The organism is Chryseobacterium sp. HR92 (assembly GCF_045689405.1).
Taxonomy (GTDB): domain Bacteria; phylum Bacteroidota; class Bacteroidia; order Flavobacteriales; family Weeksellaceae; genus Chryseobacterium; species Chryseobacterium viscerum_A.
In genome coordinates this window covers 434,671-450,768 of sequence record NZ_CP139139.1, presented here as the reverse complement: position 1 = coordinate 450,768, position 16,098 = coordinate 434,671, and the positions used below count along the sequence as shown (strand labels likewise).

Genomic DNA, 16,098 nt, shown 5'->3' with positions numbered 1-16,098 from the left:
GAATTATTTAACAGAAACAGAATTAATCATTTTTGAGATATCATCAGGAGTAAAATTTCCTTTCACATCTACAAAAACCATATCCTGGCTATTGGAACCTACAGTGATCAGCATATTTTTAATAGCGTCTCCGTCTTGTTTTACCCGTATATTGACGTTATCTCCATCATGCTTGATGGTAGCCCATTCTTCATAATGATTATCACTTAAATACTGAGTATAATCATTCAGCATTTCCTTACTCCCGTTTGTTACGGTAAGAACTTTTATTTTTGAAGCTTTCTTCACCAGATTGACTGTTTCCTCACTTTCGCCTTCTTCCCTTAAAGCCTTCTTAATATACGATTTAGCAAGAGCCATGGGTACATTAATACTTGCAAACCTCGCTCCTTTGAAATCATATTTTGAGTTTTGAAAAAAGTCGATGTTCGGTTTTTCTGATACAATACACGACTGAAGCATACCTATTGTCAGAATAGCGAGGAAAATGTTTTTAAGAGTCTTCATAGTTTAGTTTTTATTTGATTTGTCTAAAGCTTCCTCCTGAAACTTTATCTACTTTAGCATCCAGTTCAGGATTTCCTCTCAACTTTACAGCGGCTCCTGAAGAAACACTTACCTTTAGTTTATCTGTAACCAGCAGAGAAAGACTTGCACCTGAAGTAGATTCTACCACTGCTGTAGCAATCTTAAGATCATCTGCTTTACAAGATGCTCCACTGCTGATATCAATGACAGCAGAGGCTGCCTCTCCGGATATACTAACACTTGCACCACTGGAAGTATCCAATACCAGTTTTGATGTTTTAATGTCAACATCCAGTACAGACCCTGAGCTTACTTCCACTGCTGCTGCCTCTTTCACATTGAATGTTCCTTTAATAATAGAACCGGACTCTGCTTCAATTGCCAAACTGTTTTCTGTAACAGGATTCACTGCTGTAAAGACACTGCCTGATGATGTTTTTATAGCATTAATACTAGGAGCAGAAACGTTGACATTCAGATTTTTAAACCTCAGGTTTCGAACTCCTTTATTGTCAACATAGATCTTTAAAACCCCGTTTTCCACTTTCGTGATTACATATTGAAGCTTATCTGCATCCGCAATAACTTTTACACTCCTTATATTTTCCTGTTTATAGGTAACATTTACCCCTACGCTGGCATCTATCTTTGAGAAATCACCTACATTTCTGTTATCTCCGTTCAGGTAGGATGATGTATTACCTGAAGTAAGATCATTTCTCACAGAAGTTGTAACAGAAGAAGTAGTTGTTTCACCGGAATTAATGATCTTGTTAACGTCAGATAATTTCATTTTTCCGTTAAGAATAAAAATAATATTCTCTTCTTTAGAATCAACGTTAAAAACAAGATTTTCCAGGTAGTTGTCTTTTTCTTCTTCAGCCAGGAACTTCATAGAGGTTCCGTCACTGCTCATTGACATCAATTCATTGAAGTTAAGAGACTTCAAAGCATTGTTTATTCTTGCCGTCTTATCTTCATTCATTTTTATATTGGCAAGATTTTCGTCTTTTAATCGATCCGGAAAAGTGATTTTTGGAATAATCAAAATTTTGAGACCTTCTACCTCATTCAGAATAGGTTTAATTTTTCCGATATAGGCATCATCAACATCAATGGTATTCAATAACTTGAACATCGGTTTTTTGATATTGATAGAGGTTACTCTTCCATTTTTTTCAAAATCCTGAAAAAGCTTGTCTAATTTCTCAGTCTGTGCAGAAGAAGTTGCAAAGCTGCTTAGCATTATAGCTATTATAAAAAATATTTTTTTCATGGGATTGTTCTGATTTTTAGTATTCGCTGTCAAGATTTTCATTTTTTTGAGAAGATGCTACTGTTTTTTTGAACTCGTTTCCTAATTTCATAAAGGAGTATCTGGTAACATCCAAGGCTTCTTTTTCACTACTGATCCTTTTACCGTTTACAATTACATAAGAGTCATTGTATGCTGTTGCAGAATCATTTAAACTTTTATTTGGGAAGGAAGAATTATCAACATATCTAGGTTTTCTTTCTTTTTTAAGTCTTCCTCTTTTAGGCAGGATTTCGTCCATTACATCTTTTTCTGCAACCTGATTATCCTGAAAAACAGAATCTTTTTTCACTCCGGAAATAGAATCAGTATGATTCACTGCAACCTGTTCCTGATGATCCCTGTTTTCTTCAATAAATCCGGATTTCTGTTTTAAGATTTCCTCTTTTACCAGTTTTTCTTTGTCCTGCGCGTCCTTATTATTGTTATTCAGGAAGAATCCGATACTGAAAACAAGCATTACACTGGCGGCCATCCAGAACCATTTAGGAAAGGAGGGTTTCTTCTTTTCTTCCAATGGAATAAGAGGGATTGTATTCTGTTCAGGCTCCGCACCTTCTGCAGTCTGAAGAAAGTCTTCAAAACTCCAGTCCATTTTTTCTTCCTTAATGTCCCGGAAGACCTCGTTGTATTTATTTTGTAATTGATCTTTTTTCATAGCTCATCAGTTGTGAGATTTGTTCTTTTACTTTTTGTCTCGCACGCATCAGGTTTACCCTTACTGCATTTTCCTCCATTTCCAGCATTTCAGAAATTTCGGAAACTTCGTATTCTTCTACATCTTTCAAGTGGATGACCATCTTTTGTTTCTCGGGGAGCTGATTGATAAATCCTACAATATGTTCCTTAAGGTTATCAACTTCCATACTGTAAAGCTCCGAGCGATGAAGCTGCATATCCGCAAAGCCGATCTTTACATCGTGATGCTTCAGGCGGTTCAGGCATTCGTTCCGTACAGATTTCAGCGCATAGGATTTAAAATTTCCGAATTGCCCCAGCTCATCCCTCTTCTGCCAAAACTTCATCATGAGATCCTGTACTACATCTTCTGCTTCATCACTGCTCATGACAAACCGCTTCGCAAAACGATACATCTCGTCTTTGAGAATAAACACCGTATTCTTGAAAGTTTCTTGGGTCATGAGTTTTGTTTCTTATAGGTAAGACAATTGCCGTTACAGATCTATTACATCAAAAATAAAAAAACTTCAAAAAAAAATTGAAGTTTTTATTTTTTACCGAGAAGCTGCTTGAGAAATTCAATCTCTGCATCCTTGTCTTTAAGCCTTTGTTCGTATTGCTCTATTAACTTTTCAGGAAGCTGATTTTGATAAATAAAGCCATTATTTCCTCCATGAACATTATCATAATTAAAAGATAATCCATCTCCGCTCAAAAAATCAAGAACACTTACATCTAAAGCTTTTGCTATATCTTCTACCTGAGAAAAAGCGGGCTTACTTTTATCGTTCTCAAAATTGGAATAGGTTTTCTGGGAGACATTCAATACTTCCGCAAGATATTCCTGGGTAAAGTTCTTATTGATTCTCGCTTTTTTCAGTTTTTCTCCTAGCGTCATAGCACAATGTATTTTTACCAAAATTACATATTTTTTTCTTTTAGAAAAATAATACGGAAAACAGTATTTTTCTTCTGTATTGTTTCAATTTATTATTCACACATTTGTAGAGTAATAAAAAAGTATATATTTAATACCTAAAAAACAAATGCTTATGAAGAAAAATTTAATCTTTCGGCTTTTCCTGCCGATGGTTCTCTTTACCCTGTTCCATTCCTGTATTCATGATGAAACATTAGCTTCCTCAGATCCGGCTTCTAAAGAATACACCAATAAGAGCTTATGGAAAGAAGATGAAAAGTACATTAAAAATGTAATGAAAATCTATCAGGATAATGAATTTGAGATCAAAAAAAATAGTGGTACTCCTTACTGGGACTATGCTACTACTGTAGACAGGTATGACGAAAGCTTTCTGATGGTGCCTGTAGTAGAGAACGGGAAAGTGGTATCTGTACTGCAAGTCCCGAGACATCAGGATAAAGTGTATTTTATTTATACATCTTCAGATGATGATATTTCTTTCTTCCAGAACCTGTTTTCTTCTAAACTAAAGAAGGTAATAGATACAAAAACGAATGATGAAGCCAGCAAGCTGGTTTGTACTACAAAGGTCTATTCTGTATGGTATCCAGATAATGAGTCTAATCCCGATCCTTCGAGCGGATCAGGACATTGGGGAACCTATCACGTCACCAACTGTACATTTTCACAAGCGGAAGCTTGCCTAGGTATTGTAGGGCCTAATGGAGAGTGTCTAGAAGGTGGCGGTGGTGGATATAATTATCCAATAGGAGGTGGAAGTAATAATAACCCACCTGACCTACCAAATCCTTGTGATAAACTGAAAACACAAACCTCTAATATTACATTTAAAAATAGCATAACTTTCCTCGAAGGAAAAACTACTGACAGCTATGAAAGTGGTTATAGGATAGGAACTAATTCTGACGGATCTTTACAAAATCAATTACTACAAAATAGACCTGGAACACAACAAGTGGATCTCAAAGCATTTTCAAATACGATAACATTAATGCATTCACATTATGATGGATTGTATCCAATGTTTTCACCAGGTGATATCATCTTCTTTAACCAATGGATTGTTTGGGCACAGAATTGGAACTCAGTACCTAAGAATATGCCTAAGATACCATTGAATAATCTTACATTTACTTTAGTAACAAGTAATGGAAATTACTCTTTTATTTTCGATGGAACATCTGCAACCCCTTTACCAAATTATACACAACAACAATTAGAAGATTTAGATAGAGATTATTCATATAAGTATTTAAATAATGCAGTGACTGTAGGAAACGTGAGTGGAAGTGTAAATTTTAACATGGAAAAATTAGAAACAGAATTTCTTAAATTTATGAATGATAAAATGAAGATGGATGGCTTGCAACTTTATAAAACTACAACAAGTGGAAATTCATCGGTAACTTTAGTAAATGGAATACTACAGAAGACTGATTGTCCGAATTAAAAATAAAATTATGAAACAAATATTATTAATACTATTATCAATTTTTACAATTCAATGTAAAGCACAAATATATCCTTTAAACCACAAGGAAGAAGTATCCAATGGGGCATATTATAAAGATTTAAATGGTGAACTGGATAAATATATAGGCTTATGGAAAGGAACATGGAATGAGAAAACAGTATATTTAGATTTAAGAAAAAATAAATATAAATTAGGAAATGATTCTAATTATATTTACAGAGATATGATTTTAGGAGAAAGAAAGATAATTAATTCTAATGGAAATGTTGAAATTGACCGAATTTCTAACTTCGATTATCAACATCCAGAATTTGATGGAATTGGATTCAATTTAAAAAATGCTAATATAAAAAGGTTATACTTCTATCCTAAAAATATGTGTAGAAAAACTGCGACTTTGGATATTACAAATTTCACAGGAAATCAAATGACCTTACACTTTGAATATCTTCCAAGCATTATAGATCCTAATTGTCAACATAACGCCTATGTAGATCAGTATGGAGATTTTCCTATTAATTTCCCGAAAGATATTGTACTAACAAAACAATAAAATAAAACCTCAGAATTTCTCTGAGGTTTTTACATTAATAATTAATACGTATCAAAAATATGTTTCAGAATTGCTTTATCCTCTTCTGTTAAAGGGATTTTCCTCCTTGCCATTGCCCTTTCTGCTACTTCATATACTTTGTCCAATCTGAATCTTTCATCATCTTTCAATCCACCCCATGAAAAGTTTTCCACAAGATTGGGTGGAAAACCTGGTTTGAAGATATTGGAAGCTACTCCAATTACTGTTCCGGTATTCAACTGAGTGTTGATAGCTGTTTTGGAGTGATCTCCCATGATCAAACCTGCGAACTGTAATCCAGTATCTTCAAAAGCTTTCGTTCTGTAATTCCAAAGTTTCACATGGCTGTAATTATTTTTCAGGTTGGAAGAATTGGTGTCAGCACCGAAGTTACACCACTCTCCGATTACAGAGTTTCCAACAAAACCCTCATGCCCTTTACTTGTATAACCGAAGATAATAATATTATTCACTTCTCCGCCTACTTTACAGTGAGGGCCAATAGTGGTTGCACCATAAATTTTAGCCCCAAGATTAAACTTAGAATCTTCTCCAAGAGTGATAGGCCCGCGAAGGTGGCAGCCTTCCATTACTTCAGCATTTTTACCAATATAAATTTTACCGGTCTTAGTATTCAGTGTGGAGAATTCTATTTCGGCACCTTCTTCAATAAACAGATCTTTTTTATCACCTAAGAAACCATTAGTTGAAGATAATTCCTGTGAAATTCTTCCTTTCGTAAGCAGATCAAAATCAAAATCAATTGCATGATGATTATAGGTAAACAGGTCTTTTGGTCTTTTGAAGAAAATCAAATCCTCTTTGATATCTGTCATTTTCTCAATCTGATTCAGAGAAAAACCTTTCATATTGATTTTAGCTGCGATCAACTCATCTTCATAAACCAACGCTTCTCCCTGTTTAAGATCTTTAATCTGTTGAATTACAGTTTCCGTTGGAAGGAAATTCGGAACTAAAAAGAGACTTTCTTTTTCCTCCGGACTTTTAAATTTATCCTGAAGATACATTTCTGTGAAGAATGAAACCTCCGTGTTTTCAAGGATTTTCTGCCATCTTTCAGAGAAAGTAAGGATTCCGCATCGCATAGCAGCAACCGGGCGTGTAAAAGTAAGCGGAAGAAAGTCTTCCCAATATTGTGCGTCTGAAAATACTAATTGCATCATTCAGTTTTATGTTTAAGGTTTAAAGTTCAAGGTTAACAAATTTACAATAAAAAAAGTCTTCCAAAAAATTGGAAGACTTCTATATTTTTAAGTATACAAAAATTACTTAGCGAATTTTTTGTATTTGTTCATGAACTTATCAACTCTACCTGCAGTGTCAACTAATTTTACTTTACCAGTGTAGAAAGGGTGAGAAGTTGAAGAGATTTCCATTTTGATTAGAGGATACTCTTGTCCTTCGAACTCGATAGTGTCTTTTGTTTCTGCAGTAGACTTGCAAAGAAACACCTCGTCGTTACTCATATCTTTGAAAACAACAAGTCTATAATTTTCTGGGTGGATTCCGTTTTTCATAATACTATTTTTAAAAAAATTAAGTTTGCTTTCGAAATAGTAATGGATATTTCTCTGCTAAATTTTAGGTTGCAAAAATACAACATTTTTTTAAATTTCCAAATACTCGATTCAATATTTTTTTATTGATAAGAAATTCAAAGTATTTTCGTTAAATTTGGAACTTACTTAAACTTTAATTTCAATGAAATTCAAATTATTACTGGCTTTTTCCTTCTGGATGTTACTTGTAGCAGTATCATGTAATAAAGATGATATTACGTTTGACAGCCCTACACAGGAACTACGTTTCTCAACAGATACGGTATTTTGTGACACGGTATATCATCAGGTACGTTCAGAAACTTATGTTGTAAAAGTATATAATAATGAAGACAAGGATATTCTGATCCCAAGAGTGAACCTTGAAAAAGGAGCTTCTTCATTATATAGAATCAATGTAGATGGAAAACCGGGATATGATTTTAAAAATGTTCCTTTGAGAAAAAAGGACAGCCTTTATATATTTGTTGAAATTGCACCGGAAGCTACTGGTCCGGAAGCTATTGCAGAAGACAAAGTTCTTTTCACCAGCCCAACAGGACAGCAGCATGTGACCTTATTTTCTGTGGTTCAGGATGCTGAATTTTTTATTCAGACTCCTACCAATCCAAATGTGATTACCAATTCCACTACATGGAATAACAATAAAGCAAAGATCATTTACGGAAATCTTACCATCAATCCAAGTGTAACCCTTGATATCAATGCTGGAACTAAAGTGTACTTCCACAAGAACAGCGGAATGAAAGTTTCTTCCGGAGCGGTCTTAAACATCAATGGAACTCAGACTGACCAGGTTATTCTTCGTGGAGACAGAAATGATCCTTATTATGATACGATTCCTAAAAACTGGAATTCTATCAAAATGGAAGCAAACTCTACGCTTAAAATGAATCATGCAAGACTTTTCGGAGGTACGAGAGGATTGGATATGAAGCAAACCAATGCCACAATTACCAATTCCTTCATTCATACTTTCTTTGAATACGGAATCTATGCAGTAGGTTCTACCGTGACTGCCAACAACCTTGTGATGAACAATTGCGGCTTATCATGTATCGGTATTTTCAGAGGAGGAAAACACAGCTATACTCACGCTACTATTGCCAATTATTCCAGAACGATGAGTTCTTTTGACAGAAACGGAATTTTTGCAGCCAATGAATGGAAGAATGATGCAGGACAAACAGAACAGGGTGCTTTACAGCAACTTGATATAAAAAACAGTATCCTATATTCTGATAGGGATGATGCCATTCATTTTGAACAGACTCCGGGACAGCAGTTTGAATTCTTACTTCAAAATTCATTAATCAAATATACCAGTGCCACAGGAGCAGGTTTCACTTTTGACAATAATCCAAATGTGATACAAACAACTAAGAATACCGACCCTCAGTTTGTCAATTATTTTATGGCCAAAATGAATTTAAGAGTAAAACCAGGTTCTCCAGCCCTTGGAAAAGGAAATGCAGCTGTTGCAGCTACAGTACCTTTTGATATCGTGAATGTATCCAGAACTACCAACCCAACTCTTGGAGCTTATCAATAATGGAAATTACCCAGTTACAACAGCAGGTAGATGAATGGATCAAAACCATTGGTGTAAGATATTTTAATGAACTTACCAATATGGCAATGCTGACAGAAGAAGTAGGTGAAGTAGCAAGAATCATTGCCAGGAGGTATGGTGAACAAAGCGAAAAGGAAAGCGATAAGAATAAAGATCTTGGTGAAGAACTGGCAGACGTACTTTTTGTAACGTTATGTCTGGCCAATCAAACGGGAGTGAACCTGCAGGACGCTTTTGACAGAAAAATGAAAATCAAGACTGCCCGGGATAAAGACCGGCATCAGAATAATGAAAAACTTAAATAAGAATCAGCTGTTAGATTTCGGATATTCAAATCTATCTGGCATCTAATAGCAGGGTTCTGAAAATCTGAAGAAATAATGAAGCTAGAAAAATCAAAATTATCAGGAGGAAAAACAGTACAGATCAGCGGTTCGAAAAGTATTTCGAATCGTTTATTGATTCTGGAAAGTCTGTTCAGCAATATAAAAATCGGAAATCTATCCAATTCTCAGGATACTCAGTTGCTGAAAAAAGCATTATCTGAAAATACTGAAGTGGTAGACATCCACCATGCGGGAACGGCAATGCGTTTTCTTACTTCTTATTATTCTATTCAGGAAGGAAAGACAACAATTCTTACCGGGTCCGGAAGAATGAAAGAAAGACCGATCAAAAATCTGGTAAATGCTTTGAGGGATCTTGGAGTAGAAATTGAGTATTTGGAGAATGAAGGTTTTCCTCCTTTAAAAATTACAGGAAAAAAGATCACTCAAACTTCTGTGAATGTTCCGGCCAATATTTCAAGCCAGTTTATCACTTCTTTACTTCTTGTTGCAGGAAAGCTTGAAAATGGGCTGGAAATTAATCTTGTGGGAGAAATTACCTCAAGATCTTATATTGAAATGACTCTTGATATTCTGACAAAATTTGGTATCCAAAGCAGTTTTGAAGGAAATACCATCAAAGTAGAACCTTTCACTCCGGACAGCAATGCTGAAGTGGTACATTATGAAGTGGAAAGCGATTGGAGTTCGGCGTCTTACTTCTACTCTATTTGTGCATTGGGAAGAGAAACCATTCACCTGAAAAGTTTTTACAAGGAATCAACACAGGGAGATTCTGCAATTGCCAATATCTACGAGAAGTTCTTCGGAATTAAAACTACATTCTCTGAAGATCAGCATAAACTCACACTGGAACCTCAACAAGATTTTTCTTTTCCTGAGAAAATTGTTTTGGATATGAACAACTGCCCGGATATTGCACAGACTCTTTGTGTAACAGCAGCAGCTTTAAAAATTCCCTTTGATATTTCCGGATTGGGAACGTTAAGGGTAAAGGAAACCGACAGACTTCTTGCATTATATAATGAGCTTGAAAAACTGGGCACTGAAACAGAGATTACAGATTTAACCATTAAATCTATCAGTTTCGGTGGGCCACAGGACAACATTTCTATCAAAACATATCAGGATCATAGAATGGCGATGAGTTTTGCTCCTTTCTGTCTCATTAAAGAACTTACTATTGAAGATGAAGATGTAGTTGAAAAGTCTTATCCAATGTTCTGGAAAGATCTTGAAAGTATACTGACTCATTAATTTAACAATATAAAAGTGTGGTAATTTGAAAATGATTTTTTATTTCGGATTACCACATTTTAATTCTATATAATAATAATGAAACCTTTCTTTTTCTTTTTGTTTTCTTTATATGTTTCGAGTTTATCTGCTCAGACTCTGAAAAACTTTTCGGTTCCGAAAGGTTATACTCAGATTGCAGAAGCCAAAGGCGATCTTGACAAAGATGGAAAAGATGAAACTGTCCTGATATTTAATACTAATATAAAAGCATCATACGAGCAGAACCCGGAAGGTACAAGTAAGTATAAAAGGGTTTTCTATATTCTGAAAAAGGAAAACAACGCCCTGAAAGTATGGAAAGAAAATTCTGACATCGTTTTTTCAAGCGGATTCGGATTTTATCCTTCCGATAATACTCTTACAATCAATATAAAAAATAACTGTCTTATTATTGAACAGCAGTTTTTTACCAATTCAAGACATACCCAGCAATATAAACATACCTTCAGATTTCAGAACGGAGATTTTTATCTGATAGGTTTGTACGATCATTTTGAAGACACCTGTGATTTCAGTTTTACGAATGAAATCAATTTTTCTACAGGCCAAGTGATTGTTGACAGAGAATATTCATCCTGTGATGATGATACCAAAGTACCCGAAAACTCACACAAAGAGTTTACTCATAAATTCCCGGTTCTTATTAAAATGAATGATTTCTTTATCGGAGACCACAAGTTCAGGCTTCCCGGTTTGAAGGAGGATTTTGTTTTTTAGGATGGAAGATTGAAGCTGGATGCAGGAAGTTACTGTTTCACAGCAAACATTTGATCTTCATTTTATTATGAATTTTTATGGCTAAATTTTTTAAACGCAAAATAAAAACAATACTACTGCAATATTAAAGTGAGCAAAGAGGCCGACATATGCCGTTGACGAAGCTTGATTTATACACCCGCTTAGAAAAAATCAATTTCATTGATTTCATCTTTGCTTCCTCTATATTTCCTGAACAAAAAATAAACTTTGCGTTAATAAAATCTATCCTTCAATTTTTCTTTTATACGATTCCTACTTTAAATCAACTTAATTATCTCTTAAAGTTAAATTAACTCCTTATGCTTTGATATATTCTTATTTTTAAGCTACATTAAAATTAAAAAAACTATGTTCAAACAAAACATGAAACGTATGACAGCCATCACTCTTGGGGTTGTTACTGCGTCTATCTTTTTTTCCTGTTCAAATGACAGTATCATGGAAAGAGATTCTAATGAAACCCTTGTAGCTTCTTTAGCAAAAACAAGTAATAAAGCATCATTATTACCTATTGCCATGAATAGCTGGATGTCCGGTCTTCAGGATAATATTTCCATTTCAAAAATTTCAATTCCGGGAACTCATGATTCTGGAGCACGTGTAGATGCCCCTGTTGTCTCAGGTACGGCTAAAACCCAAGACCTCAGCATTACAGAACAACTGAATGCAGGAGTCCGTTTTCTGGATATACGTTGCAGACATATTGACAATGCTTTCACTATTCATCACGGAGCGATTTACCAAAATCTGAATTTTGATGATGTGCTTAATGCATGCTATACATTCCTTCAAAACAATCCGTCTGAAACCATTATCATGTCTGTAAAAGAAGAATACGATGCTTCCAACACAACCAGAAGTTTTGAACAGACATTTGATTCTTATGTACAGAAAAATCCTACTAAATGGGATCTTGGAGCAAATATTCCTACGCTGGGTTCTGTAAGAGGAAAGATCAAATTGTTAAGAAGATTCTCTTCAGGAACAACTAAAGGAATCAATGCTTCACCATGGGCAGACAATACTACTTTTGACATCAACAATTCTGGTGTACAGCTGAAGGTGCAGGATTATTACAAAGTAACAAACAATGATGATAAATGGAACGGAATTTCCGGCCTTCTTAATGAGGCTAAAAATGATACAAATGGTAAACTTTTCGTGAATTTCACCAGCGGATATAAACCTGGAATCTTCGGTATCCCAAGTATTCCTACAGTATCCAATAATATTAATCCAAGACTTAAAACATTCTTCCAAAACAATACTCAGGGATCATTCGGTATCATGCCGATTGACTTTGTGAATGCTGAGCTGTCTGAATTAATTGTTAAGACGAATTTCTAAATTATTATTTGTTAGATATACTCAAAGGCTGTCTCTCTTATTGAGGCAGCCTTTTTGAATTTTTCTCTGCTTTTATCTCCCTCAGATTACACAGATTATCCACAAACATTTGCTTAATCTGTGAAATCTGAGGGATTTCTAAATTAAACACGCAAAAAAAGACTGCTTCAAAAATGAAACAATCTCTCTTTGTAAAAGTAAAAGTATAAATAAAAAGCTATTTCTGAATTCCGTAAGCTGCCAGTATTTTGTTGAAGATCTCAGTATTTTCGAACAATCCTGTGAATTCTTTTGAATTCGGTCCGTAAGCAAAAACACTTGACGGAATAGAGGTATGATCATTCGTACTGAAATTTCCGAATACCCAGCCTTCTTTCAGACTTCCGTCTAACAGCGTTAAACCTCCTGTTTCATGGTCTCCCACCACAATCACTAAAGTTTCTTTATTTTCGTCAGCAAATTTCATAGCCTTCCCTACAACATGGTCAAAGTCCAGTAATTCTGTAACCAGCTGTTCTATGTTATTGCTATGGCCTCCGCCATCTGTCTGGGAAGCTTCAATCATCATAAAGAATCCTTTTTTATTGTTTTTTAAATCATTTAAAGTAAGATCAAAAGCATCAGCCAGCCAGTTTCCTCTTCCATTGGTTATTCTTTGTGAAGCTAAAGGATCAATCACCAAAGTGCGGTTGTTGATTTTAGTTACTGATTTCAGATCCTGAAACAGATCAATTTTCGCTTCTTTAAATTTCTGCAGATTTTCCTGAGACAATCCGCTTGTAGGACCACCGATCAGAATTTTAGCTTTTGAATCCGCAAAGTCTTTCAGGATAGGTTCTGAACTGTTTCTGTTATCCGAATGGGCATAGAAATCTGCAGGAGTTGCATCTGTAACATCTCCAGTAGAAATCAGCCCGGAAGTCATTCCTTTTTCAAAAATAATATCAGGAATTTGTGCGAGTGCCTTTCCCATATTGTCAACTCCCACAAACGTATTTTTAGTTTTAACACCAGTTGCAAATGCTGTAGAGCCCGGTGCAGAATCTGTAATGTAAGCGTTGGATGAATTAGTTTTGGAGAGCCCTGTTGCTTTCATATTGAAGACATTCAGCTTTCCTTTGTTCGCTGTAAAGGCGGCATAATATTGTGGCAAAGAAGTTCCGTCCGGAATAAGAAGAATCACATTCTTCACTTTTTTCTCCACTCCATCTGATTGATAAGTTGGAGTATAAGTGGCGTATTCTTTTGTATTCTTATAAAAGTTTTTTGAAATCGTGTTCATGAATTTTTTAAGATCCGGAATATGATCAGTATTGATATAATCTACTCCCATATCCATAAAATTCACCCATGCATTCGGAAAGTCCGGGACACCATAGAAACGCACTGGCTTTTGCTGAGAATGTGCTTTTTCCACAGCAGTTTTAATTTTTGCCGTTTCTTCATCTCTTGGAATTCCTTTTCCATTCCATTTTACCAATCCCGGAAGGTCTGCACTGAACATCCCGATTCTTTTCAGCTGATCTGCAGAATAATTTTTATCTAGATCTCCATCAAAGTAAAGATAGTCTGGATAGTTTTGAAAATCTGCAGGCTGAGGTCTTCCTCCGGTGATGACAATTTTAATTCCGGGATTTCCCGTGATTTCCGGATATTTCTTTAATGTACTTACTAAAGCAGCCAATGATGATTTATAATCCTGCTTAATATCAATCAGCAATTGAAGTTTCTTACCTGCATCAGGATAAATATTTCCTTTGTTCAGCTTAATCTGCTTTGAAATATTATCGAGATAAAGATTTTCCAGTGTCCTGTCTGCCGAAAGTTCTTTTTCGGTATGAGCTACCCAAAGATTTCCTTTTACCAGAAAAACATCTGCCTCAATGGAACCGAAGTTGGCATAATAAGCCTGCCAGAAAGGGATTTCCTGCATATAATCATTATGCGAATGCGCATTCCCTACATTGTAATTTAAATAATTCTGAGCCTGATTTTCGGAAAAAACAGCCAGAGCAAATACCGTTAATATTTTTGATAGTTTCATTCGTATATCTTTATTGTTCTTTTTAGGCCAAATGAAATGCCTGAGAAAAACTATATCATCACAGAAGCTTCTGCAATGATATAGTGACTTATATATAAAATATTAAAATTTTACCAGCCTTCATTTTGTTTAATGATTCCATGACTGTTTACGATTTCAGCCTGCGGAACTGCCCAAACATTATGTACAGCTGGATTAAAGTTTCTTGCTGCCCAGACTACCTGTCCGTTGATACCGTGCAGAGGCTTCGCATAAGCTGCCTGCGCATCACCCCAACGTACAAGGTCTCTGTGTCTGTCTGCCCATTCGCCTGCCAGTTCGCAACGTCTTTCATGTTTCAGATCGGCCATTGTACATCCGTTTTTCGGAGATAAACCTGCACGTACTCTGATCATATTGATTTCCTGATCTGCAGATTTCCCCTGCATTAGTGAAGCTTCTGCCTTGATAAGGATAACCTCAGCATAACGCATGATAGGAACGGCAAGATCTGTACACGGATAATCTCCGTTGGCACTTACATGACCACTGTTCAGCTGGTATTTGAAAGCGTCCATATATTTATTGAACTGGTATCCGGTAAGGGAATTGGTAGAAGCATATATTCTTTCCTTACCATTAAAGGTAAATTTGTCTCCTATTTTCAGGATGGAAGCACTTCTTCTAAGATCTCCTGTTTCATATTCGTCATAGAGTTCTTTTGTAGGTTGGAAGTATCCCCATCCGTTATATTCTCCCCATCCTTTATTTTCAAGCATTACTCCCGGAAGAATACTTCCCCAGGCTGTAAACTTAGGAGTTCCCGGGATAGACCAGATATATTCTGAACTGTAGTTATTTTCAGCTTTAAAGACATCTGCAAAATTACCCAATAAGGCTCTGTTTCCTTTCGTCATTACTTCATTAGCCCAGAATTCTGCATTCTTCCAGTCTTTCATAAACAGATATACTTTTGCAAGAAGTGCCCATGCTGCTGCTTTATGAGGTCTTCCGTAATCTTTTGCAGGAAGTTCTGCCTGAGTAGGTAATAATTCTGCTGCTCTTTTCAGGTCGTTGACAATGTAGGTGTAATTTTCCATCACATTAGCTGCTCTTGGAATCGGGTTTGGATCCGGATCTTTTGAACGGTCAATAATAGGTACTCCTGCCTTTTCATTTCCGTAGGAATAGGAAAGTTCAAAATACATTCTGCTGCTCATGAACAAAGCTTCTCCCAGATATTTATTTTTAATAGCCTGTGAGGTCTGAATATTATCAACATTACGGATCACACGGTTCGCAACTCCGATCACGTTGTACCTTTTGTTCCATTGAGTTTCAAGATCTCCTGCTGCGATGTAATTACTGCTGAAGTTTTTTGCATTATCGGCTTCACTTTTGGCTCTTCCGGTTACCATATCATCACTGGCATTGATAAACCAAAACAGACCTCTTCCGTAAAATTCTCCATCAAATAAAGGTTTATACATGGCATTGGCTCCGGTAATCAGATCGTTTTCAGTTTTCCAGAAACTGGCTTCAGTAGGTGTTCCTTCCGACTGAACATCCAGTTCTCCTGTACATGATAAAAGCATTACAGATAGTCCTGATACTAAAAATATTTTATTGAAAAATTTCATTTTTTTACTTTTTGT

Annotated in this window: 16 protein-coding genes; 7 read left to right on the top strand and 9 right to left on the bottom strand. The window is 35.6% G+C overall.

All coding sequences use genetic code 11. The annotated features are described in order from the left end of the window. Window positions 1-3: 3 nt before the first annotated feature. From SFA27_RS02000 to SFA27_RS01980, 5 genes are all read right to left on the bottom strand, one after another. Complete coding sequence (locus tag SFA27_RS02000) at window positions 4-507, bottom strand: DUF4252 domain-containing protein (RefSeq protein ID WP_264519456.1); 504 nt, start codon at window positions 505-507, stop codon at window positions 4-6. Window positions 508-517: 10 nt separating this feature from the next. Continuing rightward, window positions 518-1,804 carry a DUF4252 domain-containing protein gene (locus SFA27_RS01995; RefSeq protein ID WP_407295835.1) on the bottom strand — a complete coding sequence of 429 codons (1,287 nt, stop codon included), beginning with the start codon at window positions 1,802-1,804 and terminating at the stop codon, window positions 518-520. Window positions 1,805-1,820: 16 nt separating this feature from the next. Further along, window positions 1,821-2,501, bottom strand: coding sequence for a hypothetical protein (locus SFA27_RS01990; protein ID WP_407295833.1), 681 nt, complete (start codon window positions 2,499-2,501; stop codon window positions 1,821-1,823). Continuing rightward, window positions 2,476-2,985, bottom strand: a complete 510-nt coding sequence (locus SFA27_RS01985; RefSeq protein ID WP_407295830.1) for an RNA polymerase sigma factor — start codon at window positions 2,983-2,985, stop codon at window positions 2,476-2,478. Before SFA27_RS01985 ends, SFA27_RS01990 begins: the two co-directional genes overlap by 26 nt. A gap of 86 nt (window positions 2,986-3,071) precedes the next feature. After that, window positions 3,072-3,422, bottom strand: coding sequence for a helix-turn-helix domain-containing protein (locus tag SFA27_RS01980; RefSeq protein ID WP_264519453.1), 351 nt, complete (start codon window positions 3,420-3,422; stop codon window positions 3,072-3,074). Between the two features lie 154 nt (window positions 3,423-3,576). On the opposite strand from SFA27_RS01980, the gene SFA27_RS01975 reads away from it, so the two are divergent. Further along, a complete protein-coding gene (locus SFA27_RS01975; protein ID WP_407295827.1) occupies window positions 3,577-4,917 on the top strand; it encodes a hypothetical protein in 1,341 nt (446 codons plus the stop codon). A 10-nt stretch (window positions 4,918-4,927) separates the two neighbouring features. After that, entirely contained in the window at window positions 4,928-5,494 is a 567-nt protein-coding gene (locus tag SFA27_RS01970; protein ID WP_407295824.1) for a DUF6705 family protein, read from the top strand. Window positions 5,495-5,535: 41 nt separating this feature from the next. Here SFA27_RS01970 and SFA27_RS01965 read toward each other — a convergent pair whose 3' ends face one another. Continuing rightward, window positions 5,536-6,696: a GlmU family protein gene (locus tag SFA27_RS01965; RefSeq protein WP_185097800.1), complete on the bottom strand. Its 1,161-nt coding sequence runs from the start codon at window positions 6,694-6,696 to the stop codon at window positions 5,536-5,538. Window positions 6,697-6,801: 105 nt separating this feature from the next. Next, window positions 6,802-7,053 (bottom strand): type B 50S ribosomal protein L31, encoded by a 252-nt coding sequence (locus SFA27_RS01960; RefSeq protein WP_027375398.1) that lies wholly within the window; start codon window positions 7,051-7,053, stop codon window positions 6,802-6,804. A gap of 184 nt (window positions 7,054-7,237) precedes the next feature. On the opposite strand from SFA27_RS01960, the gene SFA27_RS01955 reads away from it, so the two are divergent. The 5 genes from SFA27_RS01955 (at window position 7,238) to SFA27_RS01935 (ending at window position 12,420) form a co-directional block, all read left to right on the top strand. Next, a complete protein-coding gene (locus tag SFA27_RS01955) occupies window positions 7,238-8,647 on the top strand; it encodes a hypothetical protein (protein WP_047373604.1) in 1,410 nt (469 codons plus the stop codon). Next, complete coding sequence (locus SFA27_RS01950) at window positions 8,647-8,973, top strand: nucleotide pyrophosphohydrolase (RefSeq protein WP_047373605.1); 327 nt, start codon at window positions 8,647-8,649, stop codon at window positions 8,971-8,973. The genes SFA27_RS01955 and SFA27_RS01950 overlap by 1 nt, the downstream gene beginning before the upstream one ends. Window positions 8,974-9,048: 75 nt before the next feature. Beyond that, window positions 9,049-10,272: a 3-phosphoshikimate 1-carboxyvinyltransferase gene (locus tag SFA27_RS01945; RefSeq protein ID WP_047373606.1), complete on the top strand. Its 1,224-nt coding sequence runs from the start codon at window positions 9,049-9,051 to the stop codon at window positions 10,270-10,272. Window positions 10,273-10,350: 78 nt separating this feature from the next. Then, window positions 10,351-11,031, top strand: coding sequence for a hypothetical protein (locus SFA27_RS01940; RefSeq protein WP_407295819.1), 681 nt, complete (start codon window positions 10,351-10,353; stop codon window positions 11,029-11,031). 405 nt (window positions 11,032-11,436) lie between these two features. Beyond that, window positions 11,437-12,420 (top strand): phosphatidylinositol-specific phospholipase C, encoded by a 984-nt coding sequence (locus SFA27_RS01935; protein WP_407295817.1) that lies wholly within the window; start codon window positions 11,437-11,439, stop codon window positions 12,418-12,420. Window positions 12,421-12,637: 217 nt separating this feature from the next. Here the strand turns inward: SFA27_RS01935 and SFA27_RS01930 are convergent, their stop codons facing one another. Beyond that, window positions 12,638-14,464, bottom strand: coding sequence for an alkaline phosphatase (locus tag SFA27_RS01930; protein WP_407295814.1), 1,827 nt, complete (start codon window positions 14,462-14,464; stop codon window positions 12,638-12,640). Window positions 14,465-14,574: 110 nt separating this feature from the next. Next, complete coding sequence (locus SFA27_RS01925; RefSeq protein WP_407295811.1) at window positions 14,575-16,083, bottom strand: RagB/SusD family nutrient uptake outer membrane protein; 1,509 nt, start codon at window positions 16,081-16,083, stop codon at window positions 14,575-14,577. Between the last annotated feature and the right edge of the window lie 15 nt (window positions 16,084-16,098).